The sequence below is a fragment of the Sphingobium sp. AP50 genome (genome assembly GCF_900109095.1).
In the GTDB taxonomy this organism is placed as follows: Bacteria; Pseudomonadota; Alphaproteobacteria; order Sphingomonadales; family Sphingomonadaceae; genus Sphingobium.
In genome coordinates this window covers 997,833-1,023,425 of the sequence record NZ_FNYZ01000001.1, presented here as the reverse complement: position 1 = coordinate 1,023,425, position 25,593 = coordinate 997,833, and the positions used below count along the sequence as shown (strand labels likewise).

The following is a 25,593-nucleotide window of genomic DNA, read 5'->3' as shown; positions in this document are numbered from 1 at the left end:
GATGATCCCCGACAGTTCGTCGTTACCCTAGCAGAACCATTCCGGGTCGCCTTGATCGAAATCAGTCTGCGAGCGGAATAAAATAAAAACGGGACGCCCGATATTCGGACGCCCCGTTTTCAATAGTTTCCACGCGGACGTTATCGTCCGGCGCGAAATATCAGTCCTGGGTCAGGAAGTCGGGCAGACCACCGCTGGGGCCGTCATCATTGCCGCCTTCGCTGCGCGGGCCACGGTCACGGCGCGGGCCCCGATCGCCGCCCCGATCACCACGCCCTTCACCACCGCGACCGCCACGGTCGCCGCCGTCACGGCGCGGGCCACGGCCACGATCACCACGGTCGCCGCGATCACCACGGGGTTCGCGCGGTTCGCGAGCCGGACGGGTGTCTTCCAGTTCCTCGCCGGTTTCCTGATCTACGACGCGCATGGACAGGCGAACCTTGCCGCGCGGGTCGATTTCGAGAACCTTGACCTTCACTTCCTGGCCTTCCGACACGACGTCGGTCGGCTTTTCCACGCGCTCATTCTTCATTTCGGAGACGTGGACGAGGCCGTCCTTGCCACCCATGAAGTTCACGAACGCGCCGAAGTCGACGATATTGACGACCTTGCCGACATAGACCTTGCCGACTTCGGCTTCCTCGACGATGCCGAGAATCCACTTCTTCGCGGCTTCGATCTGGGCCGTGTCGGACGAGGAAATCTTGATGATGCCTTCGTCGTCAATGTCGACCTTCGCGCCGGTTTCGGCGACGATTTCGCGGATGACCTTGCCGCCGGTGCCGATGACATCACGGATCTTCGACTTGTCGATCTGGATCGTTTCGATGCGCGGGGCATGGGCCGACAGCTCGGTACGGGTCGAGGACAGCGCCTTGCTCATCTCACCCAGGATGTGCGCGCGGCCTTCCTTGGCCTGACGCAGCGCGACTTCGAAGATTTCCTGCGTGATGCCGGCAACCTTGATGTCCATCTGCATGGTGGTGATACCTTCTTCGGTACCGGCCACCTTGAAGTCCATGTCGCCCAGATGATCTTCGTCGCCAAGGATGTCGCTCAAGACAGCGAAATTCTTGCCTTCCAGGATCAGGCCCATGGCGATGCCCGACACGGGGCGCTTCAGGGGCACACCGGCGTCCATCATCGAGAGCGAACCGCCGCAGACGGTGGCCATCGAGGAGGAACCGTTCGACTCGGTAATGTCCGAGAGAACGCGGATGGTGTAGGGGAATTCGTCCTTGCTGGGCAGGACGGGGTGCAGCGCACGCCATGCCAGCTTGCCATGGCCCACTTCACGACGGCCCGGCGCACCAAAGCGGCCGACTTCACCGACCGAATAGGGCGGGAAGTTATAGTGCAGCATGAAGTTTTCATAATGCAGGCCGGTCAGGCCGTCGATCATCTGCTCGGCGTCCTTGGTGCCCAGCGTGGTGGTGCAGATGGACTGCGTTTCACCGCGCGTGAACAGGGCCGAACCATGGGTGCGCGGCAGGAAGCCGACCATCGCTTCGATCGGGCGGATCTGCGTGGTGGTGCGGCCGTCGATGCGCTTGCCGTCCTTCAGGATGGCGCCGCGCACGATTTCCGCTTCCAGCTTCTTGGTCAGCTTGATGCCGGCCATCACGGTCTGGGCGTCCAGGCCGTCGGCTGCGAACGATGCCTTCGCCTTGGCGCGGGCTTCGTTCAGCGCGTTCGAGCGGGCCGACTTGTCGGTCAGCTTGTAGGCGGCCGTGATGTCCTTGCCGATCAGCTTCTTCAGCTTCTTCTTCAGCTCTTCGGTGTCATCGCTCTTGGCGATTTCCCACGGGTCCTTCGCGGCCTTTTCGGCCAGGTCGATGATCGCGTTGACGATCTTCTTGCTAGCTTCATGGGCGAACAGGACAGCGCCGAGCATGACGTCTTCCGACAGTTCCTTGGCTTCGGATTCGACCATCATCACCGCGTTGCCGGTGGCGGCAACGACCAGGTCGAGGTCGCCGGTCTTCACTTCGTCAAGGCTCGGGTTCAGCTGATATTCGCCATCCTTGTAACCGACGCGGGCAGCGCCGATCGGGCCCATGAAGGGCACGCCCGACAAGGTCAGCGCAGCCGATGCGGCGATCATCGCCACGATATCGGGTTCGCTTTCGCCATCGAAGCTCAGAACCTGAGCAATGACGTTGATTTCGTTATAGAAACCTTCGGGGAACAACGGGCGGATCGGGCGGTCGATCAGACGGGAAACCAGCGTTTCCTTTTCCGTCGCGCCACGTTCACGCTTGAAGAAGCCACCCGGAATGCGACCGGCGGCCGAATATTTTTCCTGATAGTGGACGGTCAGCGGGAAGAAGTCCTGACCTTCCTTCACGCTCTTGGCGGCGGTCACGGCGCACAGCACCACGGTTTCGCCATAGGTCGCCAGCACAGCAGCGTCAGCCTGACGCGCGATACGGCCGGTTTCGAGGGTCAGCGTCTTGCCGGCCAGCTCAATCGAAACTTTCTTTACATCGAACATAGAGTTTTCCTTCGCCCACCTGGCCCTATTGCCGGGCGGGGCCTGTGTTGCGGGCTAACCGGCCCACATCGGTTTCGGGGCATCATCTGGCCCCTGATATGCAACAGGGCGCCGGATTGCGCCCCATTCCAGAATCGGAAACGGCCCCGAATGGGGCCGTCCCTTTATAGCGGACTTACTTACGCAGGCCCAGCTTACCGATCAGGTCGACATAGCGAGCCTGATCTTTCTTCTTGAGATAGTCCAGCAGCGAACGACGCTTGTTGACCATCATCAGGAGACCACGGCGGCTATGATTGTCCTTGTGGTGACCCTTGAAATGCTCGGTCAGGTTGGTGATGCGTTCCGTCAGGATCGCAACCTGGACTTCCGGCGAACCGGTGTCACCCTCAACGCGGGCATATTCCTTGATAAGCGCTTCTTTGCGCTCGGCAGTGATCGTCATCTGTCTTCTTCCTTCGGCATCAGGTTAAATCCGCGCACTACCCGGATGTCTCCGTCCTGCGCTTCGACCAGCGCCACGGGAATGATCCCGTCGAACGCCAGATGAAGGCCGGTGGCAATGTCGGACCCCGACAGCACCTTCCCCTGTCGGAGAGCCAGTGCTTCATCGGGAGAGACTGCGAGAGCCGGGATGTCGTCCAGCCCCGCCGTCAACGGGAGCATAAGCCCACCGATGGTGCCGCCCCTAGCAGCTTCGTCCAATTTGTCCAGCGAAATCGCGGTTTCCAGGGTGAACGGCCCGGCCTTGATCCGCCGCAGCATGGTGACATGGCCCACCGTCCCCAGCGCCAGCGCAATGTCGCGGGCAAGGGAGCGGATATAGGTGCCTTTGGAGACATGCGCGCGCAGGGTGACGCTGCCGGCTTCCTCGCTGAGATAATCCAAGGCATAGATAGTAATGCGGCGGCTCTTGATTTCTGGCGCTTCTCCCGACCGTGCCAGATCGTAGGCGCGCGCACCATCTATCTTGATAGCCGAGTAAACGGGCGGGACCTGATCTATTTCTCCGACGAAATCAGCAAGAACATCCTCAACATCACCGAAGTTCGGAATGACGTCGGATTTCGCGACAACCTTCCCCTCCAGATCCAGCGTGTCGGTCTGCTCGCCAAATTTGATCGTGAAGTCATAAATCTTGTCGCTGTCGAGCATCCGGCCCGCCAGCTTGGTCGCCTCCCCGACCGCGATCGGCAGCACGCCGGTTGCCAGCGGATCGAGCGTGCCGCCATGGCCGACCTTCCACTTTTCCGTTCCGCCCAGCAATTCCCGCTGTGTGCGAAGCGCGCGCTTCACCGCGCTGACCGCCTGCGTCGAACCGAGGCCATGGGGTTTGTCGAGGATGATCCAGCCGTGCATGGCGGCGGGCCTTATCCCTGCGCGGCCAGCCTGTCACGCCATTCGTCGGCGAGGATGGAATAGATGATCGTGTCGCGGACATGGCCGGTCCAGGTGATGCGCTGCTTGCGCAACATGCCTTCGCGCACCGCACCCAGCTTCTCCACCGCCTTTTGCGATCGGATATTGCGGGCGTCGACGCGAAATTCGATGCGGTTAAAGCTGCAGTCGATCGCCCGGCCGATCAGCAATGGCTTGATCTGGCTATTGAGGCCCGTGCCGCGCGCTGACGGCGCCATATAGGTCAGGCCGATTTCCAGCGCATTATCCGCCGGAGACAGGTTGAGATAGCCGGACATGCCGACGGCCTGCCCCTCGGCAAAGACCATGAAAGGGCAGCGATCGGGATTGACGAGAGTGCCGTCAAATGCGGCATCGAAATCCGGTCCGGCGAAACGAACGGGATAGATATCCCATACCGCGTCGTTCAGCGGACAGATGGCGCGCAACACTTCGCGATGCGCTTCGTGCATTTGCTCCAGATGCAGGCCCGGCGCATCGATGGCGGCAAGCAACTGGTCCATCCGGCTCATCGTTGCATCTGCTCCACGAAATGGCGACGGCACAGCGCCACATAGCGATCATTGCCGCCAATCTCGGTCTGGTCGCCCTGCCGGATCGCCCTGCCCTGCCCGTCGACGCGCAGGTTCATCGTCGCCTTGCGCCCGCATTCGCAGATCGTCTTGATCTCGCTCAGCGTGTCGGCCAGCCCCAGCAGCGCCGCGCTGCCGGGAAAGAGTTGCCCCTGAAAATCGGTGCGGATGCCATAGCAGAGGACGGGAATGCCCAGCCGGTCGCACACTCCGCCCAGTTGCCAGACCTGCGCTTCGGTCAGGAATTGCGCCTCGTCCACAAGCACGCAGGACAGCGGCGTCGCTTCATGCTGGGCATCGATGGCGGCGAACATGTCGGTGGCGCCGTCGAACAGAGCGGCAAGCGCCTCCAGCCCGATGCGCGACACGATCCGACCCTGACCGTAGCGATCATCGAGCGCGGCGGTCCACAGCATCGTGTCCATGCCGCGCTCGCGATAGTTGAAGTCCGATTGCAGCAGGGTCGTCGATTTCCCCGCATTCATCGAGCTATAGTAGAAATAGAGTTTCGCCATCCGCCTGCGATTAGCGGATTGTCGGTGCAACGCCAGCCAGGAAACGGACCAGCGCGTCGGCCAGCGCGATACGCTTGTCGGAGAAGCTGTGATCGGTCGGCCAGACCATCAACCGCGAATCCGGATTGGCGCCCTGCGCATCCGCCGCAGCCTTGCGCGCCATCGCACCGATACCCCGCTCCGCACCGATCATCGTGAGCGGACGGCGACCATAGCCGGCAAGGCGCCGGCCAAGGTCGAACTTCGCGCCATCCGCCTTGATCTCCCCGGTCAGGCTTTCATAGGTCGCACCATTGAGCGGCGGCAGGTCGCCCGCCACTTCGGCCTTCCAGCCCGCTTCCCCCTCCGGCGTGGCGAGCGACGCCACGGTCTGCGCCGGGTCCCACGGATCGATCAGGAACAGGCCGGCGACGCGCGGTTCAGCGGCGGCGACATCGGCGGCCATGAAGCCGCCCATGCTATGCCCGGCCACGACGATCGCGCTGGTATCTATGCGATATTTGGCGATGGTCGATGGCTGCTGGAGAAATTGCAGCGCGGCAAAGGCGTCCTCCGACGCATGACTAAAGGAGAAGGTGCCAGGACTGCCCCAACTTCCGCGATAATGCAGCGTCAGCACATTCCATCCAGCGCGCCGTGCGGCCTGCGCAAGGTCCAGATTCTGCTCATTGCCTGGAAAGCCGTGCAGCAGCAGCAAAGTCGGATGCGTGCCGGACCCGGCGGCGGTATACATCACCGCATTCATCGCTCCATCCTCGACCGGGATGACGAAGGCGCTCATGCCAGCGGGATAAGCCGCGTCAGGCTTGGGATCGGTGATGACAGCGGGATGAGTGGCGGGTTCTCTGGCTAATAAGGGCGCTCCCGCCGCGAGCATGACGCACAAAGACAATAGCAATGATTTCCGCACCCCGGATGCCCCCTTCAATCAGTCTGACAGAACGACGCTGCTAACCTTGTGAACCCGTCGCGATAGGGCGGTCCTGCATCGACCGTGGCTTGGTCGGACGAATAAGAAGGTTGCCGTCACACAGGACGAATTCGACTTCATCGCCCTGCCGCAGATCGAGCGCCCGGCGCAGCGCCGCCGGCACTGTAATCCGATTATCGCGATTCACGACCAGTTTCATCCCGTCATTATGGGATAGAAGCATGGCGCCAGCAATCAATCTTCGCCCTCATCCTGCGTCAGGTCGCGGGCGACCTTGGGATCGCGGAGCAGCTTGTCGATATGACTGCCTTCGTCGAAGCTTTCGTCGGCGAGGAATTTGAGCTTCGCTGCATATTTGAGCGCGATGCGATGTGCGACTTCGCGCTGAAGATAGGCGGTGTTGGTGCGCAGCGCCTTCAGCACCGCTTCCTCATCCTGCCCCAGCAGCGATTTGATGAAAACGGTCGCGTGGCGCAGATCTGGCGACATGCGGACTTCCGTAACGCTGACGACATGCTTCGCCAGCACATCATCATGCACGTCGCCGCGCTGAAGAATGTCCGACAGGACATGGCGCACCTGCTCGCCCACGCGAAGCAGACGGACGGAAGGGCCTTCGGGTTGGTTGGACATAAATCCTCCCCTCCCGTTTACGGGAGGGGCCGGGGGCGGGCTCTACCCACCGGCCATAATATATAGGAGAGGGCGAGCCCACCCCCTGCCCCCCTCCCGCATGCGGGAGGGGGGATATGGTTTACAGCGTGCGCTGGCGCTCTTCGACTTCGAACAGTTCCAGCGTATCGCCGGCCTTGATGTCGTTCGTGTCCTGAAGGACCGCACCGCACTCCATGCCGGCGCGCACTTCGGACACATCGTCCTTGAAGCGACGCAGCGAGGCGATGTTGGTGCGCGATACGATGACATCGGCGCGGGTAAGACGTGCCGACAGACCCTTGCGGATGATGCCGTCGAGGACGAGCAGACCAGCCGCCTTGTCCTTCTTGCCCGCCGGGAACACCTGAAGCACTTCGGCACGACCAACGATCGTTTCGATGCGTTCGGGCGCCAACTGGCCCGCCATTTCGCCACGCACTTCTTCAAGAAGGTCGTAGATCACGTCATAATAACGCAGGCTGATCTTCTCGCGCTCGGCAAGCTGACGCGCCTTGGCATTGGGACGGACGTTGAAGCCGATCAGCGGCGCACGGCTGGCAGCGGCCAGCGTGACGTCGCTTTCGGTGATCGCGCCGACACCCGAATGCAGGATGCGCACCTTGATCTCGTCGGTCGAGATCTTGTTCAGCGACGATACGATCGCTTCAACAGACCCCTGCACGTCGCCCTTCACCACCACCGGATATTCGATGACGGTCGTATTCAGCGCCGAGAACATATGTTCGAAGCTGGTGGGCGCGGCAGTGGTCCGCTTGCGGGTCGCCAGTTCCTGACGGTAGGCAGCGACTTCACGGGCGCGGGCTTCATTTTCCACGACGGTAAGCTGGTCGCCCGCCTTGGGCACGCCGGTAAGGCCCAGCACCTCGACCGGAGACGAAGGACCGGCAGACTTCACCTGCTGCCCCTTGTCATTGACCAGCGCACGCACTTTACCGCTCTCCGAACCGATGACGAACGTGTCGCCAATCTTGAGCGTGCCCTTGCGGACCAGCACGGTGGCGACAGCGCCTCGACCCTTGTCGAGCTGTGCCTCGATCACATTGCCTTCGGCCGCGCGATCGGGGTTGGCGGTCAGTTCCATGACTTCGGCCTGAAGCAGGATCTTTTCGATCAATTCGTCGAGCCCGGTCTTCTTGAGCGCCGAAACTTCCACGTCCTGCACGTCGCCGCCCATATCCTCGACCACGATCTCCTCGCTCAGCAGGCGCTCACGCACCTTCTGCGGGTTCGCTTCGGGCTTGTCGCACTTGTTGATCGCAACGATCATCGGCACGCCAGCGGCCTTGGTGTGGTTGATGGCTTCGATGGTCTGCGGCATCAGGCCGTCGTCCGCCGCAACAACCAGAATGACGATGTCGGTGACGTTAGCGCCACGGGCACGCATTTCCGAGAAGGCTTCATGGCCCGGCGTATCGAGGAAGGTGATGACATCGCCCTTCTTCGTCGTCACCTGATAGGCGCCGATATGCTGGGTGATGCCGCCGCTTTCGCCCTTGACGACATCGGTGCCGCGCAGCGCATCGAGCAGCGAGGTCTTGCCATGGTCGACATGGCCCATGATGGTCACGACCGGCGCACGGGGCTTGAGCGTTTCGAACGCGTCGATCTCGCCTTCCATGCCGATTTCGACGTCGGCATCGGACACGCGTTGGATGCGGTGGCCGAATTCTTCGACCAGCAGTTCCGCCGTATCCTGATCGATCGGCTGGTTCAGCGTGACGGCGGTGCCCATCTTGAACAGCGACTTGACCAGATCCGCGCCCTTTTCGGCCATACGGTTGGCAAGTTCCTGAACGGTGATGCTTTCAGGCACGATCACATCGCGGCTCTGCTTCTCGCGCGTCTTGGAACCACCCGAATAATGGGCACGACGTTCCTTTTCACGCGCACGCTTCAGCGCGGCGAGCGAACGGGCACGCGCGCTGTCGTCATCGGCCAGAGCCTTGGTGACGGTCAGCTTGCCAGCCTGGCGACGATTATCCTCGCCCTTCTTGGCGCGATCCGGCTTGGCCGGCTCGGGACGCTTGACCGGCGCAACCGGGGTAAAGCGGCGCGGCGGCGGAATGGTGGCAGCCGTCGCGGGACGCGCTTCGGCTGCGGCAGGCGTCGGCTGAGCGGCAGGCGCAGCAGCCGGTTCGGCGGCGACGGGTGCAGACGGTTCAACCGGAGCGGCAGGCGCAGCTTCGGGTTCCGGCGCAGCCTCGGCCTCCGGTTCGACCGGATTGGCGGCCCTGGCTTCGGCCGCTTCGGCCGCCAGGCGATTCTCTTCAGCCCGACGCTTTTCTTCTTCGCTGGCGGCAAGGCGCGCGGCGTCTTCACGACGACGGGCATCTTCCAGCGCGGTCATGCGAGCTTCTTCCGCCTCACGCAGCAGCTTGGCCTGCAATTCCTGGCGCGACATCAGGCTCTGCGGCGGAGTGTGGCGCACCGGGGCGGCAGGCTGCGGCGCGCGCACCTGCTGCGGGGCAGGCGCAGGAGCGGCCGGACGCGGAGCGACGGGCGCCGGAGTCGGCTCCACCTGGGGCGCAGTCGCAGGAGCGCCACCGGTCGTCTCACCCGGCTTGCCCAGGACGCGGCGCCGCTTCACCTCAACCACGACCGTATTCTTGCGGCCATGGCTGAACTGCTGCTGCACCTGGCCGGATTCAACGGTCCGCTTGATGCCCAGCGGCTTGCGACCCAGAACCGGCTTGTCTTCCTTGCTGTCACTCATACGATCGAACTTAACCCTTCACTTCCGCTTCGGCCGGATAGGCCCGCCGACGCCCTTCTATTTCGATGCCTGTCCGGCAACGCCTAATCGGGAACGGCCGGTGCATCAGCGGAGACAGTCTCCCCATGCACTGGCGCCCCGTTAGCGCAACCCAGATAGCTTTCCAAGCGGCCAATGGCCGCGCGCAGGCGCGAAGCAGCCCGCGAGTCGGTCACCGCGATATGGACGACATTGTCGCGCCCCATTGCCATAGATAGGGCATCGCGGTCCACAGGCAAGGTGATGCCTGCCAAATCCGTACCTTCCGCTTCCTGTCCGACCCGATAGGCCTGGTCCAGTTTGCGGTTGCCGTCCGCCGCCGCATCGGCCGCATGGAGCAGCAATTGCACCTGCCCCTTGCGGCAGGCGACGTCGATCTTTTCCGATCCCGTCAACAGCATGGACGCGCGCGCCTCCAGCCCCAGCCGGTCGAGCAGCGCCTTGCGCAATCCGTCCTCGATCAGGGCCGGGAGAGTATCCGGAATGACCAAAGCGCCGTCCTTGAACGAACGGGCCAGTGCACCCTTGAGCTTGCCCTTGGCCAGCGCGACTTCCAGTTCGGCGCGCGACACGCCGATCCAGGCGCCCCGCCCCGGCGCCTTGGCACGGATATCGGGCAACACCTGCCCTTCCGGGCCAATGGCCAGACGGATCAGCGTTTCGGGGTCGGCACGGTCGCCGTTCAATATGCATTTGCGTTCGGTCATGCGCGCCCCTCCGCCAAAACGGATGAAAGGGCAAGTCCGACGCTGTCGAGAGGCGCTATTCTCTCATCGGGGAGTGTCCGCAACATTGGCGTCCTCCCTTGCTAGAGAAGCAGAATCGACAGCCGTCAGCAGCCCCGGCCGCTGCATGAGCGACCGGGTGCAATATGCTGACAGGATGCCGGCAAAAGTCATGGAGACTTACGCTTCCTCTTCGAACCAGTGAGCGCGGGCGGCCATGATGATCTCATTGCCCTGCTCGTCGCTCAGACCATAGGCTGCCAGGATGCCGCCCTTGTCGTCGCTGGTATTGTCCGACTTGCGACGGCGCTGATCGATACGCTTCTTCTGCACCAGTTCGTCGGTGGCGAGGTCGGCCAGATCGTCGAGCGTCTTGATGCCCGCCTTGCCCAGCGTGACCAGCATCGCTTCGGTCAGATGCGGCATATCGGCCAGCGCATCTTCGACGCCCAGATTCTGACGTTCTTCGCGGGCGGCGGCTTCGCGACGCTCCAGCGCTTCCTGCGCACGATTCTGCAATTCGCCGGCCAGATCATCGTCGAAGCCTTCGATCGAAGCCAGTTCGTCGATGCTGACATAGGCGACTTCTTCCAGCTCGCCAAAGCCTTCGGCCACCAGCAGCTGCGACAGGGTTTCGTCCACGTCCAGTTCGTTCTGGAACATTTCGGAGCGGGCCACGAATTCCTTCTGACGCTTCTCGCTGGCGTCGGCTTCGGTCATGATGTCGATCGCCTTGCCGGTCAGCTGGCTGGCAAGGCGGACATTCTGGCCGCGGCGACCGATGGCAAGCGACAGCTGATCGTCGGGAACGACGACTTCGATGCGCTCTTCTTCTTCATCGATGACGACGCGGGCGACCTGTGCGGGCTGGAGCGCGTTGACGACGAAGGTCGCGGTATCTTCCGACCAGGGGATGATGTCGATCTTCTCGCCCTGCATTTCCTGCACGACGGCCTGAACGCGGCTGCCCTTCATGCCGACGCAGGCACCGACCGGATCGATGCTGCTATCGCGGCTGATGACGCCGATCTTGGCGCGCGAACCCGGATCGCGGGCGGCGGCCATGATGGTGATGACACCGTCGTAGATTTCGGGGACTTCCTGCGCGAACAGCTTCTTCATGAATTCGGGATGCGCGCGGCTGAGGAAAATCTGCGGACCGCGATTTTCGCGGCGCACGTTCAGCACGACCGACCGGATGCGGTCACCGACGCGAACCACTTCGCGCGGGATCTGCTGGTCGCGACGGATCACGCCTTCGGCGCGGCCCAGATTGACGACGACATGGCCGAATTCGACCGACTTGACGACGCCGGTGATGATCTCACCCACGCGGTCCTTATATTCTTCATGCTGACGCTCGCGCTCGGCATCGCGGACCTTCTGGAAGATCACCTGCTTGGCCGACTGGGCGTCGATGCGGCCCAGATCGATCGCGGGCAGCGGATCGACGATGAAGTCGCCGACGATCGCGTCCTTCTTCAGCTTGGCAGCCTGCTTCAGGTCAACCTGCTTGAAATAATCCTCGACCACGTCGACCACTTCGACGACGCGCCACAGGCGCAGGTCGCCGCTGTCCGGGTCCAGCTTCGCACGAATGTCGTTTTCGGCGCCATAGCGGGCGCGCGCGGCGCGCTGGATCGCATCTTCCATCGCCTCGATGACGATGGCCTTGTCGATCATCTTTTCGCTGGCCACCGAATTGGCGATGGCGATCAGTTCTGCCCGATTGGCGGAAATGGCGTTGGCCATGACTTTATGAACCCTTATTCTTCGGTTTCAAATTCATCCGCCCCATCGGAAGAGAGCGGCATGGTAGCAGAAATCAGTCGGTCGGTCAGCAGCAGCTTGGCTTCGCCGACCAGAGCGAACGGAATGGAAACGGAACCAGCCTTGGCATCGGTGAAGAGGATATCCTCGCCCTCGACACCGTCCAGAATGCCGCGAAAACTCTTGCGCCCCTCGACCAGTTCGGTCGCGGCGATCTTCGCCTCATGCCCGGCCCATTCCTGGAAATCGTGCAGGCGGGTCAGCGGCCGGTCGATACCGGGCGAACTCACCTCCAGACGATAGGCTTCCTCGATCGGATCGACTTCATCCATCACGTCCGAAATGCGGCGCGAGATGGTGGCGCAATCCTCGATCACAAGTTGTTTGGTCCTGGGGTTTTCGGCCATGATCTGGAGCGTATATTCGTCGCCCGACCCGAAAAGCTTGATGCGCACAAGGTCGAAGCCCAAAGCCTTCACCTCGGGTTCGATCAGCGCGGTCAATTCGGCGATGTCCGCCATGCAGTCTCCAGAAACAAAATATGCGTCTTCCCGTGCCGCAGGCTGTTGCCCGCGACCCTGACATTTTTGACGATGTAAGGAAGCAATGCCGATATAGGCGGAGCGCGGGAAATCTGCAACATTATTCGTCTCTGACCATTTGAAGCGCATCATTCCGCGCGAAACGCCCCCCTCTCGAAGTCCAGCTACGGAGATATAGATGCGCCATATGACGCTCGCCGCCCTGCCCTTGGCTCTGATCGCCTGTTCGGGCGACGGGGCCAGCAACCAGACCACGCCTCCCGGCGAGAAGCCGTTCAAGGCATCCGTCATCGCCGATTTCGATTCGCCCTGGGCCATGACTTTCCTGCCGGACGGCCGCGCGCTGGTGACGGAGAAGGCCGGCGAGATGATATTGTTCGATCCCAAGAACGGCACCAAGATCCCGATCGCGGGCATCCCGAAATCCGATAGCGAGGGGCAAGGTGCCCTGATGGACGTCGTCCTTTCGCCGACCTTCGCGAAGGACAAGGCGGTCTATTTCAGCTTCTCGGAGGAGCGCGATGGCTTGAAGGGCGTGGCGCTGGCGAAGGGCGCCTTCAATCAGGCGAATGACGGCACAACCAAGCTGGACGGCGTACAGATCATCTTCCGCGCTAGCCCCTATGTCGAGGGCAATGGCCATTATTCGGGTCGCATCGCCTTTTCGCCCGACGGCAAATATCTGTTCTTTACCAATGGCGAGCGACAGAAATTCGATCCGGCGCAAGACCCCAAGGCGACGCTGGGCAAAGTGCTGCGCCTCAATCTGGACGGCACACCGGCGGCAGGCAATCCGCTCGCGGCGAAGGGCTTCAACCCTGCCATCTGGTCCTATGGCCATCGCAACCTGCTCGGTATCACCTTCGACAAGGACGGGCGCCTGTGGGAACAGGAAATGGGGCCGAAGGGCGGCGACGAGGTCAATCTGATCAAGCCCGGCCTCAACTATGGCTGGCCCAACGTATCGAATGGCAGCCATTATGACGGCCGCGACATTCCCGATCACAAGGCAGGCGATGGCTATGAAGCGCCCAAAGTCTGGTGGAATCCCTCCATCTCGCCGGGCGGCCTGTTCTATTATTCGGGCGACCTGTTCCCGCAATGGAAGGGATCGCTGTTCATCGGCGGCCTGTCGAGCCAGAGCCTGATCCGCGTGAAGCTGGACGGCGACAAGGCGGAAAAGGCCGACCAGTGGGATATGGGCGCCCGCATCCGCGAAGTGGAACAGGGGCCGGACGGCGCGATCTGGCTGCTGGAGGATGGCGGCAAGTCGCAGGGCCGGATGCTGAAGCTGACACCGGCAAGCTGATCCGCAGCTTTTCCGCGATTTCTTCATCGCCGCTCCATCATCGCTGCATGACACCGGATCATGACCGGCGACCAGCAGCGGGAGCGGCCATGAAAAATCGTCCATTCAGGGAAAGACTGCGATTCGCCCTCACCGGCCTGCGCTCCTGCTGGCGCGGAGAACGGAGTTTTCGCACCCAGAGCGCCATGGCGATAATGGCGCTGGCCGCGCTGATCCTGTTGCGACCGGCACCCATCTGGTGGGCCGCCACCGCGCTGGCGGTTGCGCTGGTCATGGCGATGGAGGCGATGAACGCCGCGCTGGAACGGCTGATCGATCATGTGCATCCGGACATTCATCCGAACATCGGCGCCGCAAAGGACATGGCGGCGGGCGCGGTGTTGTTATCGAGCATAGGCGCGCTGGCAGTGGCCGCCTGCATGGTCGTTTCGAAATTGCCATGACAGGCCCCTACCGCACCGCAACATGCCTCCTATCTAGCGGACAGCTTCCTTTCCTCCGGAGATACTATGAGCGCGCCCAAGCTGTTCCAGCCCTTCGAGATCGGCGACCTGACCCTCGGCAATCGCATCGTTATCGCGCCCATGTGCCAATATTCGGCCGTGGATGGCGAGATGACGGACTGGCACCTGATGCATTTGGGGCAGTTGGCGCAATCCGGCGCGGCGCTGCTGACGATCGAAGCAACGGCCGTGCTACCGGAAGGACGGATCAGCCGCGCCGATGTCGGCCTGTGGGACGACCGGACACAGGCGGCGATGAAGCGGGTGCTGGACGGTGTGCGCGCCCATAGTGACATGCCGATCGCGATCCAGCTCGGCCATGCCGGGCGCAAGGCATCGACCCAAGTGCCGTGGAAGGGCGGCGCGCAGATTGCGCCCGATGCGCCCTACGGCTGGCAGACGGTCGCACCCTCTCCCCTGCCCTTCACGCCGGGCACCAACGCGCCGATGGCGCTGGACAAGGCCGGGATCGACCGGCTGCGGGATGCCTTCGTCGCGGCGGCGAAGCGGGCTGACGACCTGGGGATCGATGCAATCCAGTTGCATGGCGCACATGGCTATCTGTTGCACCAGTTCCTTTCGCCCCTCTCCAACCGGCGTGACGACGATTATGGCGGCAACCTCGAAAACCGGATGCGCCTGCCGCTGGAGATTTTCGATGCGGTGCGCGCCGCCTTCCCGGCGCACAAGCCGGTGACGATGCGCGTATCGGGAACCGACTGGGTCGCGGGCGGCTGGGACATCGAACAGACGATCGCCTTCGCCCAGGCGCTGGAAGCGCGCGGATGCAGCGCGATCCATGTGTCAAGCGGCGGCCTGGACCCGCGGCAGGATATCCCGGTCGGCCCCAGCTATCAGGTACCGCTCGCCCGTGCGGTGAAGCAGGCGGTGACTATGCCGGTGATCGCCGTGGGCCTGATCACCGATTATGAGCAGGCCGAAGCGATCGTGGGCACCGGCGACGCCGACCTGATCGCGATCGCGCGCACCATCCTCTACGATCCGCGCTGGCCCTGGCACGCCGCCGCGCATCTGGGCGCGAGCGTGAAGGCCGCGCCGCAATATCTGCGCTGCCAGCCGCGCCAGTACCGGCATCTGTTCGACGCGCCGAAAGGCTGAAACGAAAAACGGGGCCTTGGCCCCGTTTCCTTTTATACCAGTCGGCTCTGCTTGACCGCCGCTTCGATGAAGCTGGCGAAGAGCGGATGCGGATCGAACGGCTTGGACTTCAATTCCGGGTGGAACTGCACGCCCACGAACCAGGGATGGTCGGGCCGCTCGACGATTTCAGGCAGCGTGCCGTCCGGCGACATGCCCGAGAAGATCAGGCCGCCCTTTTCCAGCGGCTCGCGATAGCTGGCATTGACTTCATAGCGATGGCGATGCCGTTCGCTGATGTCGTTGCTGCCATAGATGCCCGCGACCACGCTGTTGCCGGTCAGCTTGGCGGGATAAGCGCCCAGACGCATGGTGCCGCCCAGATCGGTTTCGGCAGTCCGCTGTTGCAGGCCTTCCTTGCTCATCCATTCGGTGATGAGGCCGACGACCGGTTCCGACGTTTCGCCGAACTCGGTGGTCGAGGCGTCGGCAATGCCCGCCGTGTTCCGCGCGCCTTCGATGCAGGCCATCTGCATGCCAAGGCAGATGCCGAAGAAGGGCACATTGCGTTCGCGCGCAAATTTGACCGATTCGATCTTGCCTTCCGATCCGCGCACGCCAAAGCCACCGGGGACCAAAATGCCGTGCATCGGTTCCAGGCTGGCGACGATATCGTCACCCTTCTCGAACAGCTCCGCATCGATCCACTTGACGTTGACCTTCACCCGGTTGGCCAGGCCACCATGGTTCAGCGCCTCATAGAGCGACTTGTAGGCGTCCAGCAGGCCGACATATTTGCCGACCACGCCGATCGTGACTTCGCCTTCCGGGTTCTGCCGACGATCCATGATGTCATCCCAGCGATCCATCTTGGGCGCGGGCGCATCGCTGATGCCGAAAGCGCGCAGCACTTCCTCGTCCAGCCCTTCGGCATGATATTGATGCGGCACGGCATAGATGCTGCTGGCGTCGAGCGCGGGGATGACCGCTTCGGGCCGCACATTGCAGAACAAAGCGATCTTCTTGCGCTCGCTGTCGGGCAGCGGGTGCTCGCAACGGCAGAGGAGAATGTCGGGCTGGATACCAAGCGAGGTCAGGTCGCGCACGCTGCGCTGGGTCGGCTTGGTCTTCAACTCACCGGCCGCCGCGATATAGGGCACCAGCGTCACATGCACGAAGATCGACTGGCCGCGATCCAGATCATTATGGAGCTGGCGAATCGCTTCCATGAAGGGCAGCGATTCGATGTCGCCCACCGTGCCGCCGATTTCGCACAGCACGAAATCCAGGTCTTCGGTATCGGCGGTGGCGAACGCCTTGATCTCGTCAGTGACGTGCGGAATGACCTGCACCGTCGCACCCAGATAATCGCCGCGCCGTTCGCGCTGGATGATCGTCTGATAGACGCGGCCCTGCGTCACATTGTCCGACTGCCGCGCCGAAACGCCCGTAAACCGCTCATAATGGCCAAGGTCAAGGTCGGTTTCCGCCCCGTCGTCGGTCACATAGACTTCGCCATGCTGATAGGGCGACATCGTGCCCGGATCGACGTTGAGATAGGGGTCGAACTTCCGGATTCGCACACGGAAACCTCGCGCTTGCAGCAGCGCTGCAAGCGAAGCGGCCATAAGGCCTTTGCCAAGCGAGGAGACCACGCCGCCGGTGATGAAAATATACCGCGTCATGGGAAGAGAGGCTTAGCCTTTCGGAACAACAAAGGGCAAGCGCGCGAATCCACGCGCGCTTGAAAAAAGATCGAAAGATCGACGGAAGGTTTAGTTGGCGAGCGGAACCGCGCCATTGGCAGCCGGGGCCGAGGCTGCGTTGCCAGCCGCACCCGCCAGCGGATCGGCATTGGCCGGCGCCGGAGCGGCCTGCGTAGCTGGGGCCTGCTTCACCAGTGAGGTGTCGATGTCGCTGGGCGCATGCCGCACCGAAGCGATCACCGCCATCACGATCGACAGCAGCACGAAAATGCTGGCGAGGATCGTGGTCGACCGGGTCAGGAAATCCGCCGCGCCGCGCGCCGACATGAACCCCGACGGGCTGCCGCCCACACCCAGACCGCCGCCTTCCGACTTCTGCATCAGGATGACGGTGACCAGCAGGGCGGCGATGATCGCCTGCACGACGAGGAGAAAGGTGAACATTGCGGTTATATCTGTCCGGTGAAGGAGTGCGTTGGCGCGCACATAGCGATGAAGGGGCGCCGGGGCAACCTGTGAGCATCGCACTGCGACCAACCCGACATTCCCATTCTGCTCCCCACATCTTTTTGCGGAGGCCTTAGCCCCGGCTCGCGTCTTGGAACCACGAACGCAGAGGGATGCGATCAGCACCCTTCCGGCTGCGTGCACAGACGAAGGAAATGACTATGCGTCGAAAGAGAAACCCGATCCGCCTCTATCCGATGGCGCTGATGCTGCTGGCCACGACGACGATGGTTCAGGCACAACTTCCCACCCAGCCCGTCGCCGAACGCGGCAGCGGCGGCGATATCGTCAACTACAGCCAGATTCACGGGCCCGTTATCGGTCGCGACGGCATGGTCGCCAGCCAGAGCGCGCCTGCAACGCAGGTGGGGGTCGAGATATTGCGCCAGGGCGGCAATGCCGTCGATTCCGCCGTCGCCGTGGCCTTTGCTGAAGCGGTCACCCTGCCCCGCGCAGGCAATATCGGTGGCGGCGGCTATATGGTCATCCATATGGCAGCGAAGGAGGGCCAGCCTGCAAAGACCATCACCATCAACTATTATGGCACGGCGCCGCGCGCGACCAGGCCGGACCTTCTGACCGGCCCGGACAAAAAATATGACTCCAGCAAGTCGATGACCTACCTGAGCGTTTCGGTGCCCGGCACCGTCGCGGGCATGTGGGAAGCGCATCGCATGCACGGCAGCATGCCGTGGAAAAAGCTGCTGGAACCCGCGATCCGTCTGGCAGAGAAAGGCTATCGACTGAGCGACGGCGAAGCGGAAGCGACCGCCGGCCGCAAGGAGGTGATGATGAAAGACCCTGGCGCGGCCAAGGCCTTCTTCAAGCCGGACGGTTCCGCCTATAAGCCCGGCGATATCTTCAAACAGCCCGATCTGGCCTGGAGCCTGAAGCAGATCGCGGCGCGCGGACGGGACGGCTTCTACACCGGACCGCTGGCCCAGAAGATGGTGCAGGGCATTCGCGCGGGCGGCGGCATCGTCGACGAACAGGATCTGCGCGATTTCAAGGTGGAGGTGCTGGAACCCATCTGGTCCACCTATCGCGGCAACAAGATCGCCTTCATGCCGCCGACCGCTTCAGGCGCGACGCTGGCCGAATTGCTGAACCTGGTCGAATATTTCCCGATGAAGGATTATGGCTGGGGCAGCAGCAACAGCCTGCACATATTGTCCGAAGCGATGAAAGTGTCCGGGTCCGATCGTCGGCTGATCGGTGGTCTGCCCGACTGGAAGACGCCGGCCAAGGGTATCGCGAGCAAGGCCTATGCCGCCGAACGAGTGAAGCTGATCTCCCCCGCCAAGTCGCTGACCGGCGAAACGCTGCCCGACGGCAATCCCTATCCGCACGAAAGCATCGACACGACCCATTATTCGGTCGCCGACAAATATGGCAATGCGGTCAGCAACACCTATACGCTCACGGCATCCTATGGCGCGCATGTCGTGCCGCCGGGGACCGGCGTATTGCTCAACAATTCGATGGGCAATTTCAACTGGGGGAGAGAGCCGGGGCGCGAAGCGAACTGGCCGTCACCCGGCAAGCGACTGGGCTCCACCATCACGCCGCTGATCGTGTTCCGCAATGACAAGCCCTGGCTGGTAACGGGTTCGCCGGGCGGCGGCTATATCATTTCGGCGATGGCGCAGATTCTGGTGAACACGATCGACCATGGCCTCAACATCGCCGAAGCGGCCGAACGGCCCCGCATCCATCAGTCGGATGCCGACAGTCCGCTAGAACTGGAAGAAGGCTTCCCGCCCGAAATGGCGCTGCTGCTTCAGGCCAAGGGGCACAAGACCCGCCTGTCCGACACGATGGGCAGCACCCAGTCGATCATGGTCGAAGGCGATAAATTCCTGGGCGCGGCCGACACGCGGCGGCCCGATGCGCTGGCACAGGGCGTGAACTGAGCCGGAAGACAGAGCCGCGCCGGTTATGACCGGCGCGGGCCGTCGCTTCAGGCGGCTGCCGCCATCCGCTGTTCCGCCGCCTCGATGATCGGGGCGAATTTTTTGGCGGACAGGCTGGCCCCGCCGACAAGGCCGCCGTCGACATCCGGGATCGCCATCAGATCCGCCGCATTGTCGCCATTCATCGACCCGCCATAAAGGATGCGCATCTTGTCCGCTTCCGCACCGATGCGACTGGCCAGCGCTGCACGCAGCGCGGCATGCATGGCCGCCACGGCTTCCAGCGTGGGAATGCGGCCAGTGCCGATCGCCCAGATCGGTTCATAGGCCACCGCCAGCCAGTCGGCAGCGGCATCGTCCGGCAGAGAGGCCAGCAACTGGTCGGCCACGACCTGTTCCGCCTTGCCCGCGTCCCGTACTGCCAGCGTTTCACCCACGCACAGGATCACATTGATGCCCGCCTTATGCGCGGCTTCGGACTTAGAGGCGATGTCGGCATTGGTTTCGCCGCGCGCCTCGCGCCGTTCGCTATGGCCGGTGATGACCCAGGTGGCGCCGGCTTCCGCCAGCATCTCCGCCGACAGCGAACCGGTATAGGCGCCGCTGATGTCCATATGGCAGTTCTGTCCGCCAATGAACGCCGCGCCGCGCCGTTCGGACCCCGCCATGATGAGCGTGGCGGGCAGGCACAGGCCCACCTCCACCGATGGATGCGCTGCCGCCACGCGGCCGATCGCCTCCACTTCGTCGAGATGCGCACGCATCCCGTTCATCTTCCAATTGCCGACAACCAGCTTGCGCCTGCCCATCAATCTGTTTCCTTATGATTATTGCTGCACGTCGCCCCCGCCACCTTCGCCGCCGGACGATTGCCCTGGCGTCTCCCCGAAAGAACCGGATGCTGCATAAGCCGATGAACGGCGCTCACGCATTTGTCCAGTGCAAGCCTTGCCGCCGCGCGCATCCGCGCTTAAAGCGTGCCGCGATAACGCCCGCAATTCGGACAATTCCATGCTCTCTGTCTTTCGCCGCATCATTCATTCCAAGTTCGGCGCGCTGATCGCGATCCTGTTCCTGGGGATCATCGCCTCCGCCTTCATCATGGGCGATATCACCAGCGGCAAATTTGGCAGCGGGTCGATGTGGGGCGGCGCGGGCAACGCGGCCAAGGCGAAGGGCTATACGCTGAGCCAGAGCGAATTGCAGGACCGGGTCCAGCGAGTGTTCGAAAATGCGCGACGCACCAATCCGACGCTCCAGATCAGCGATTTTCTGGCACAGGGCGGCGCGACGCAGGTCTATGATCAGTTGGTCGCATCGCTCTCGCTGCGCGCCTTTGCCGATGAGCAGGGCGTCCATATCTCCAAGCGGCTGGTCGATGCGCAGATCGCGCAAATCCCGGCCTTTCAGGACGCGGCCGGCAATTTCAGCCAGGAAAATTTCCGCCAGTTGCTGCTGCGTGAACGGATTACCGAACAGGCGCTGCGCGATGACCTGAGCCGCGAAATCCTCCAGCGCCAGTTGCTGGCGCCGGTCGCACTGGGCGTGAAGCTGAGCGACAGCCAGATTCTGCCCTATGCCTCGCTGCTGCTGGAAGCGCGTCAGGGCACCGTCGCCGCGATCCCGGCCGTCTCCTTCCTGGATGACAAGACGCCGACCGACGCGCAACTGGCCGACTATTACAAGAAGAACAGCGCCCGCTTCACCATCCCGGAACAGCGCCACATTCGCTATGCCGTGATCGATGCGGACCGTTTCGCGCAGGCGGCGCAGCCGACCGATGCTGAAATCAGCGCTTATTATAATCAGAGCAAGGCTGCCTATGCCGCCAAGGAAAGCCGCAGCATCGAACAGCTGGTGCTGCCGACGCAGGCCGGTGCCAAGGCGATCGCCGATCAGGTGAAGGGCGGCAAGAGCCTGGCCGACGCCGCCAAGGGTGCGGGTCTGGCCGTCTCCACGCTGGCCGACCAGAGCCGCGAAGCACTGACCACTTCGGCAACCAAGGCCGTGGCCGACGCCGTCTGGGCCGCCAGACAGGGCGAACTGGTCGGGCCGGTGCGCGGATCGCTCGGCTGGCTGCTGCTGCGCGTCACCGCGATCAAGGAAACGCCTGCCCGCCCGCTGGCGGCGGTGCGCGACGAAATCGTCACCACCCTGCGCGCGCAGAAGGAAAAACAACTGCTGACCGACTTCACCGGCAAGATCGAGGATGCGATCGCCGATGGCGGCACCTTCGAAGAAGTGGTGAAGGATAATGGCCTGAAGCTGGAAACCAGCCCCGCCCTGCTCGCCACCGGCAAGCAGGTGAAGGATCAGGCCTATGAAGCGCCTGCCGACGTCAAGCCGCTGCTCGCCCCCGTCTTCGCAATGAGCGCCGATGATGATGCACAGCTGGTCCCGATCACCGCCGACAAGCGCTATGCGCTGGCCGCACCGGGCCAGATCATCGCCGCTGCCCCGCCGCCGCTGGCCGAAGTGAAGCAATTGGTGTCGTTGCAATATAAGCTGAACGCCGCCAACCAGAAGGCGAAGGCCAAGGCCGACGAGATTCAGGCCAAGGTCGCCAAGGGTATGAAGCTGGCTGACGCGATCGCACAGGCTGGGGTCAAGCTGCCTGCACCGCAGACGCTGGGCGGCCGCCGCGCCGACATCATGCGCGCGCAGCAGCGCCCGCCGGCCGAAGTCGCCATCATGTTCCAGATGGCCGAAAACAGCGTCAAGACGCTGCCGATCGATCAGGAGCGCGGCTATTTCGTGGTCCAGCTCAACAAGATCGAGCGCGGCGATGCCAAGGGTCAGCCCGAGCTGCTCAATCAGGTCCGCAGCCAGCTCGCCGACGTGGTCGGGCAGGAATATGGCCAGCAGTTCGAACGCGCCGTCGAAAAGGAACTGAAGGTCACGCGCAACGCCAATGCCGTGGCGCAGGTGCGTCAGTCCCTGTCGACCTCGAACGCCGGCGAACAATAAGATGGTCGCATCGGGCAGCAAGGACGGCGTGGATAGCGCGCGTGCGGCTCTGGCACGGGGCGAATCGGCGCTGGTATGGCGGCGGCAGATTGCCGACACCGACACGCCGATCTCCGCCGCGCTCAAGCTGTTCGAGCCTGATCGCGGCGATTATCTGCTCGAATCGGTGGAGGGCGGCGCGGTGCGTGGCCGACACAGCCTGATCGGCCTTGCCCCCGACCTCGTCTTCCGGGCGCAGGGCGAACAAGCCGAAATCAATCGCCAGTGGGCGACCGATCGCGACGCCTTCGAGCCGACAAGCGCCGGTACGCTCGATGCCCTGCGCGCGCTGGTCGCCGAATGCCGGGCGGATATGGACCCGGCCCTGCCGGCCGCGCTGGCCTGTCTGGTCGGCTATTTCGGCTATGAAACCGTCGGGCTGGTCGAAAAGCTGCCGCGCCCCGCCGCCAATGATATCGGCGTGCCCGACATGCTGTTCGTGCGGCCCACCGTCATTCTGGTGTTCGACCGGCTGGCCGACGCGCTCTATATCGTCGCGCCCGTGTGGAAGGGCAGCTTCACCGACGCGGAAGGCGCAGCGGATCGGGCGATCGAAGCCGCACTGGAGCGGATCGACGCCACGGCCGCCCGCCTTGCAGCGCCGCTGCCCGCCGTCCCCGCCCCGGCCGATATCGCCGATATCGAAGTGACACCGGTGCTGGAGCCGGGCCGCTACGCGCAGATGGTGGAAAAGGCGAAGGACTATATCGTCGCCGGCGATATCTTTCAGGTCGTGCTGGCCCAGCGTTTCACCAGCCCCTTCTCGCTACCGCCGATCGCGCTCTACCGCGCGCTGCGCCGGATCAATCCGTCGCCCTTCCTCTATTATCTCGATCTGCCCGGCTTTGCGCTGATCGGCTCCAGTCCGGAGATATTGGTCCGCGCCCGCAATGGCGAAGTAACGATCCGGCCGATCGCGGGCACCCGCCCCCGCGGTGGCAATGCCGTGGAGGACGCCGCCAATCGCGAAAGCCTGCTCGCCGATCCCAAGGAACGGGCCGAGCATCTGATGCTGCTGGATCTGGGCCGCAACGATGTCGGCCGGGTCGCCAGCGCCGGATCGGTCACGGTGACGGAAAGCTATACCGTCGAATTTTACAGCCATGTCATGCACATCGTGTCCAATGTGGTCGGCCGCCTGTCGCCCGAAAAGGATGCGATCGACGCGCTGTTCGCGGGCTTCCCGGCCGGTACCGTGTCGGGCGCGCCCAAGGTCCGCGCCTGCGAGATCATCGCCGAACTGGAGCCGGAGACGCGCGGCGCCTACGCCGGTGGGGTCGGCTATTTCGGGCCGGACGGCAATATGGACAGTTGCATCGTGCTGCGCACGGCGGTCCTCAAGGACGGCGTGATGCATGTACAGGCCGGCGCAGGCATCGTCGCGGATTCGACCGCCGACTATGAACAGCGCGAAACCGAGGCAAAGAGCGGCGCACTGCTGGCCGCCGCCCGCGAAGCCGTGGCCGTCGCGCGGGAGGCCGGGTTCGGGCAGTAAGCCCGACCCGCTTCCCTCACCGGCACGCGCGCCAGCCGGTCGCGCCCCGTTCGGCCTGATCCAGATGGAAATGGTCGCGATGGGCCGCATTATAATCGGGTGACAGCACGGTCGAAAAAAGACGACATGCACCGTCGCGCACATCGCGCAGGAAGGCGGCATCCTTCCCCTCGCCCTTCCAGTCCTTCAGCACGCTCACCTGCCGCCCGTCCTTCAGCACGAAAGCGGCGATGTCGATCGCATCGGCGGTCGCATGTTCGCTATAATCGCCCTGACTGCGGCCATATATGCGCCGACAGCTATAGCTGCCGAAATGGCGGATGCTGCGCACGGGCTGACCATAGATTCGCTGGGCGGCAGGCTGCACTACCTGCCATTCCCACAGCTTGAGCGCAGCCACCACCGGACAGGAGGGCGCGACCGATGCAGGCGCCAGCGCGATGGCATCGCGATCGGGCTTCAGCCGCACCACGTCGATATAATGGCACTGGTCCGCCCCACCGGGCTTCATCGCGACATAGGCGACCCCGGCACGATCCAGCAGCGCCATACACCGCGCCCTGTCACCCGTCAGTGCGGCGAGTTTCCGCCCGGTGAACAACCCAACCGGCTGCGCGAGGTCGAGATCGGTCCAGGGCAGATCCTGCGGCCGCTGCCGCAGGACAGCATAGCCCAGGAACAGCAGAAACAGCAGGCCGCCCAGCCATAGCAGGCGACGCAGGGTCAGATGAAATGCACGCATCCCCTAAGCACGCCGGACCTGCCCTAATGGTTCCGACGTGACCGGATATCCCAGATGATCGGGGATGCACAAATGCAGTTCCCCGTCGCGCTCTTCCTTCCACGGCCGAACCTTTTCCACCGGATAGGCCGTGGCCTGCGCCACCAGATCGGCATGGGATGCGCCAAGCGCCAGCCGCTCCAGATTGCGCCGGGTCGGGAAGATCACCTGCCCCTCCCCGGCCGCACAACGGGCCAGCGTATCGGCCGCGCTGCTCCAGAACAGCCGGACATTCTCCGTACTGTCGACGCTGGCCATCTGTCCCTCTGGCGCGCGGGCGATGTAGAAGCGCGTGTCATAGATGCGCCGCGCCTGTTCGAACGGTGCGGGATGCCAGCGCGCAAAGGGCGTCAGCGCCTCCAGATCGAGTCGCACTTCATGCCGATCGATCAGATCGCCCAGCGTCTTCCCGTCATGCAACCCGTCGCGCAGGCGCAATATCGTCGCTGCGTCGGTAGCCCCACGCAGGGCGATACCCAGTCCCGCTTCCTCGATCGTCTCCCGGATCGCGGCAATGCGGGCCGCCGCTTCATCCGCCTCCAGCCCATGGCCGATCCGCGCCGCCAAATCATGGTCCGTATCGTCCACCCCGCCGCCGGGAAAGACCAGCGCACCGGCGGCAAAGGCCATGGTCGACGCCCGCTCCATCATCAGCAATTCGGGCGGCGCACCCGCGCGATCGCGCACGATAACGACCGTCGCAGCAGGACGGCCCGTGTCATCAGTTTCTGTCATGAAGTCCGCTCTAGGCGCCTTGGGCGCTGGCGGTAAAGTCCTTCCGATCAACCTCATGAAGGAGGTTGGTGGAGCCTAGGGGGATCGAACCCCTGACCTCGTCATTGCGAACGACGCGCTCTCCCAGCTGAGCTAAGGCCCC

Annotated in this window: 23 protein-coding genes and 1 tRNA gene; 6 read left to right on the top strand and 18 right to left on the bottom strand. The window is 63.3% G+C overall.

Annotated features, from left to right (window positions below):
* Nucleotides 1-160 precede the first annotated feature (160 nt).
* The 12 genes from pnp to rimP form a co-directional block, all read right to left on the bottom strand.
* Nucleotides 161-2,497 carry a polyribonucleotide nucleotidyltransferase gene (pnp, locus tag BMY84_RS05115; protein WP_093081230.1) on the bottom strand — a complete coding sequence of 779 codons (2,337 nt, stop codon included), beginning with the start codon at nucleotides 2,495-2,497 and terminating at the stop codon, nucleotides 161-163.
* A gap of 175 nt (nucleotides 2,498-2,672) precedes the next feature.
* Entirely contained in the window at nucleotides 2,673-2,942 is a 270-nt protein-coding gene (rpsO, locus tag BMY84_RS05110) for a 30S ribosomal protein S15 (protein WP_093012986.1), read from the bottom strand.
* Nucleotides 2,939-3,856, bottom strand: coding sequence for a tRNA pseudouridine(55) synthase TruB (truB, locus tag BMY84_RS05105; protein ID WP_093081228.1), 918 nt, complete (start codon nucleotides 3,854-3,856; stop codon nucleotides 2,939-2,941). Before truB ends, rpsO begins: the two co-directional genes overlap by 4 nt.
* An 11-nt stretch (nucleotides 3,857-3,867) precedes the next feature.
* Nucleotides 3,868-4,428 carry a GNAT family N-acetyltransferase gene (locus tag BMY84_RS05100; protein WP_177203898.1) on the bottom strand — a complete coding sequence of 187 codons (561 nt, stop codon included), beginning with the start codon at nucleotides 4,426-4,428 and terminating at the stop codon, nucleotides 3,868-3,870.
* The gene (locus BMY84_RS05095; protein WP_093081223.1) at nucleotides 4,425-5,003 is read right to left on the bottom strand and encodes a thymidine kinase; all 579 of its coding nucleotides are present in this window, start codon (nucleotides 5,001-5,003) and stop codon (nucleotides 4,425-4,427) included. The genes BMY84_RS05100 and BMY84_RS05095 overlap by 4 nt, the downstream gene beginning before the upstream one ends.
* 10 nt (nucleotides 5,004-5,013) lie before the next feature.
* Nucleotides 5,014-5,880, bottom strand: coding sequence for an alpha/beta hydrolase family protein (locus tag BMY84_RS05090; RefSeq protein ID WP_093081220.1), 867 nt, complete (start codon nucleotides 5,878-5,880; stop codon nucleotides 5,014-5,016).
* A 73-nt stretch (nucleotides 5,881-5,953) separates the two neighbouring features.
* Nucleotides 5,954-6,133, bottom strand: a complete 180-nt coding sequence (locus BMY84_RS05085; protein ID WP_177203897.1) for an AbrB/MazE/SpoVT family DNA-binding domain-containing protein — start codon at nucleotides 6,131-6,133, stop codon at nucleotides 5,954-5,956.
* Between the two features lie 35 nt (nucleotides 6,134-6,168).
* On the bottom strand, nucleotides 6,169-6,567 hold the full coding sequence (gene rbfA, locus BMY84_RS05080) for a 30S ribosome-binding factor RbfA (protein WP_093081215.1): 399 nt from the start codon (nucleotides 6,565-6,567) through the stop codon (nucleotides 6,169-6,171).
* Between the two features lie 121 nt (nucleotides 6,568-6,688).
* On the bottom strand, nucleotides 6,689-9,322 hold the full coding sequence (gene infB / locus BMY84_RS05075; protein WP_093081213.1) for a translation initiation factor IF-2: 2,634 nt from the start codon (nucleotides 9,320-9,322) through the stop codon (nucleotides 6,689-6,691).
* A gap of 83 nt (nucleotides 9,323-9,405) precedes the next feature.
* Nucleotides 9,406-10,068 carry a DUF448 domain-containing protein gene (locus tag BMY84_RS05070; RefSeq protein WP_093081210.1) on the bottom strand — a complete coding sequence of 221 codons (663 nt, stop codon included), beginning with the start codon at nucleotides 10,066-10,068 and terminating at the stop codon, nucleotides 9,406-9,408.
* Nucleotides 10,069-10,266: 198 nt separating this feature from the next.
* Nucleotides 10,267-11,838, bottom strand: a complete 1,572-nt coding sequence (gene nusA, locus BMY84_RS05065; RefSeq protein WP_093081208.1) for a transcription termination factor NusA — start codon at nucleotides 11,836-11,838, stop codon at nucleotides 10,267-10,269.
* Between the two features lie 14 nt (nucleotides 11,839-11,852).
* Nucleotides 11,853-12,377, bottom strand: a complete 525-nt coding sequence (gene rimP, locus BMY84_RS05060; RefSeq protein WP_093081205.1) for a ribosome maturation protein RimP — start codon at nucleotides 12,375-12,377, stop codon at nucleotides 11,853-11,855.
* A gap of 199 nt (nucleotides 12,378-12,576) precedes the next feature.
* Between rimP and BMY84_RS05055 the strand changes: the two genes are divergently transcribed.
* The 3 genes from BMY84_RS05055 (at nucleotide 12,577) to BMY84_RS05045 (ending at nucleotide 15,329) form a co-directional block, all read left to right on the top strand.
* Nucleotides 12,577-13,707, top strand: coding sequence for a PQQ-dependent sugar dehydrogenase (locus BMY84_RS05055; protein WP_093081203.1), 1,131 nt, complete (start codon nucleotides 12,577-12,579; stop codon nucleotides 13,705-13,707).
* 89 nt (nucleotides 13,708-13,796) lie between these two features.
* Nucleotides 13,797-14,150, top strand: coding sequence for a diacylglycerol kinase (locus BMY84_RS05050; protein WP_093081200.1), 354 nt, complete (start codon nucleotides 13,797-13,799; stop codon nucleotides 14,148-14,150).
* Between the two features lie 66 nt (nucleotides 14,151-14,216).
* Nucleotides 14,217-15,329, top strand: coding sequence for an NADH:flavin oxidoreductase/NADH oxidase (locus tag BMY84_RS05045; protein ID WP_093081198.1), 1,113 nt, complete (start codon nucleotides 14,217-14,219; stop codon nucleotides 15,327-15,329).
* 32 nt (nucleotides 15,330-15,361) lie between these two features.
* On the opposite strand, the gene BMY84_RS05040 is transcribed toward BMY84_RS05045, so the two are convergent.
* Together BMY84_RS05040 and secG are read right to left on the bottom strand one after the other, a co-directional pair.
* Nucleotides 15,362-16,993 (bottom strand): CTP synthase, encoded by a 1,632-nt coding sequence (locus tag BMY84_RS05040; RefSeq protein WP_093081195.1) that lies wholly within the window; start codon nucleotides 16,991-16,993, stop codon nucleotides 15,362-15,364.
* A gap of 90 nt (nucleotides 16,994-17,083) precedes the next feature.
* Nucleotides 17,084-17,458, bottom strand: a complete 375-nt coding sequence (gene secG, locus BMY84_RS05035) for a preprotein translocase subunit SecG (protein WP_093081193.1) — start codon at nucleotides 17,456-17,458, stop codon at nucleotides 17,084-17,086.
* Between the two features lie 224 nt (nucleotides 17,459-17,682).
* On the opposite strand from secG, the gene ggt reads away from it, so the two are divergent.
* Nucleotides 17,683-19,434, top strand: a complete 1,752-nt coding sequence (gene ggt / locus BMY84_RS05030; protein WP_256215057.1) for a gamma-glutamyltransferase — start codon at nucleotides 17,683-17,685, stop codon at nucleotides 19,432-19,434.
* A gap of 47 nt (nucleotides 19,435-19,481) precedes the next feature.
* Here the strand turns inward: ggt and tpiA are convergent, their stop codons facing one another.
* Complete coding sequence (gene tpiA / locus BMY84_RS05025; RefSeq protein ID WP_093081190.1) at nucleotides 19,482-20,243, bottom strand: triose-phosphate isomerase; 762 nt, start codon at nucleotides 20,241-20,243, stop codon at nucleotides 19,482-19,484.
* A gap of 202 nt (nucleotides 20,244-20,445) precedes the next feature.
* Between tpiA and BMY84_RS05020 the strand changes: the two genes are divergently transcribed.
* Both BMY84_RS05020 and trpE read left to right on the top strand, forming a co-directional pair.
* Nucleotides 20,446-22,401: a peptidylprolyl isomerase gene (locus BMY84_RS05020; protein WP_093081782.1), complete on the top strand. Its 1,956-nt coding sequence runs from the start codon at nucleotides 20,446-20,448 to the stop codon at nucleotides 22,399-22,401.
* A gap of 1 nt (nucleotide 22,402) precedes the next feature.
* Complete coding sequence (gene trpE, locus BMY84_RS05015) at nucleotides 22,403-23,935, top strand: anthranilate synthase component I (protein WP_093081188.1); 1,533 nt, start codon at nucleotides 22,403-22,405, stop codon at nucleotides 23,933-23,935.
* A gap of 16 nt (nucleotides 23,936-23,951) precedes the next feature.
* On the opposite strand, the gene BMY84_RS05010 is transcribed toward trpE, so the two are convergent.
* The 3 genes from BMY84_RS05010 to BMY84_RS05000 form a co-directional block, all read right to left on the bottom strand.
* Entirely contained in the window at nucleotides 23,952-24,677 is a 726-nt protein-coding gene (locus BMY84_RS05010; protein WP_093081185.1) for an extensin-like domain-containing protein, read from the bottom strand.
* Between the two features lie 3 nt (nucleotides 24,678-24,680).
* The gene (locus BMY84_RS05005; protein WP_093081183.1) at nucleotides 24,681-25,451 is read right to left on the bottom strand and encodes an NUDIX domain-containing protein; all 771 of its coding nucleotides are present in this window, start codon (nucleotides 25,449-25,451) and stop codon (nucleotides 24,681-24,683) included.
* 66 nt (nucleotides 25,452-25,517) lie between these two features.
* Nucleotides 25,518-25,593, bottom strand: a tRNA-Ala gene (locus tag BMY84_RS05000).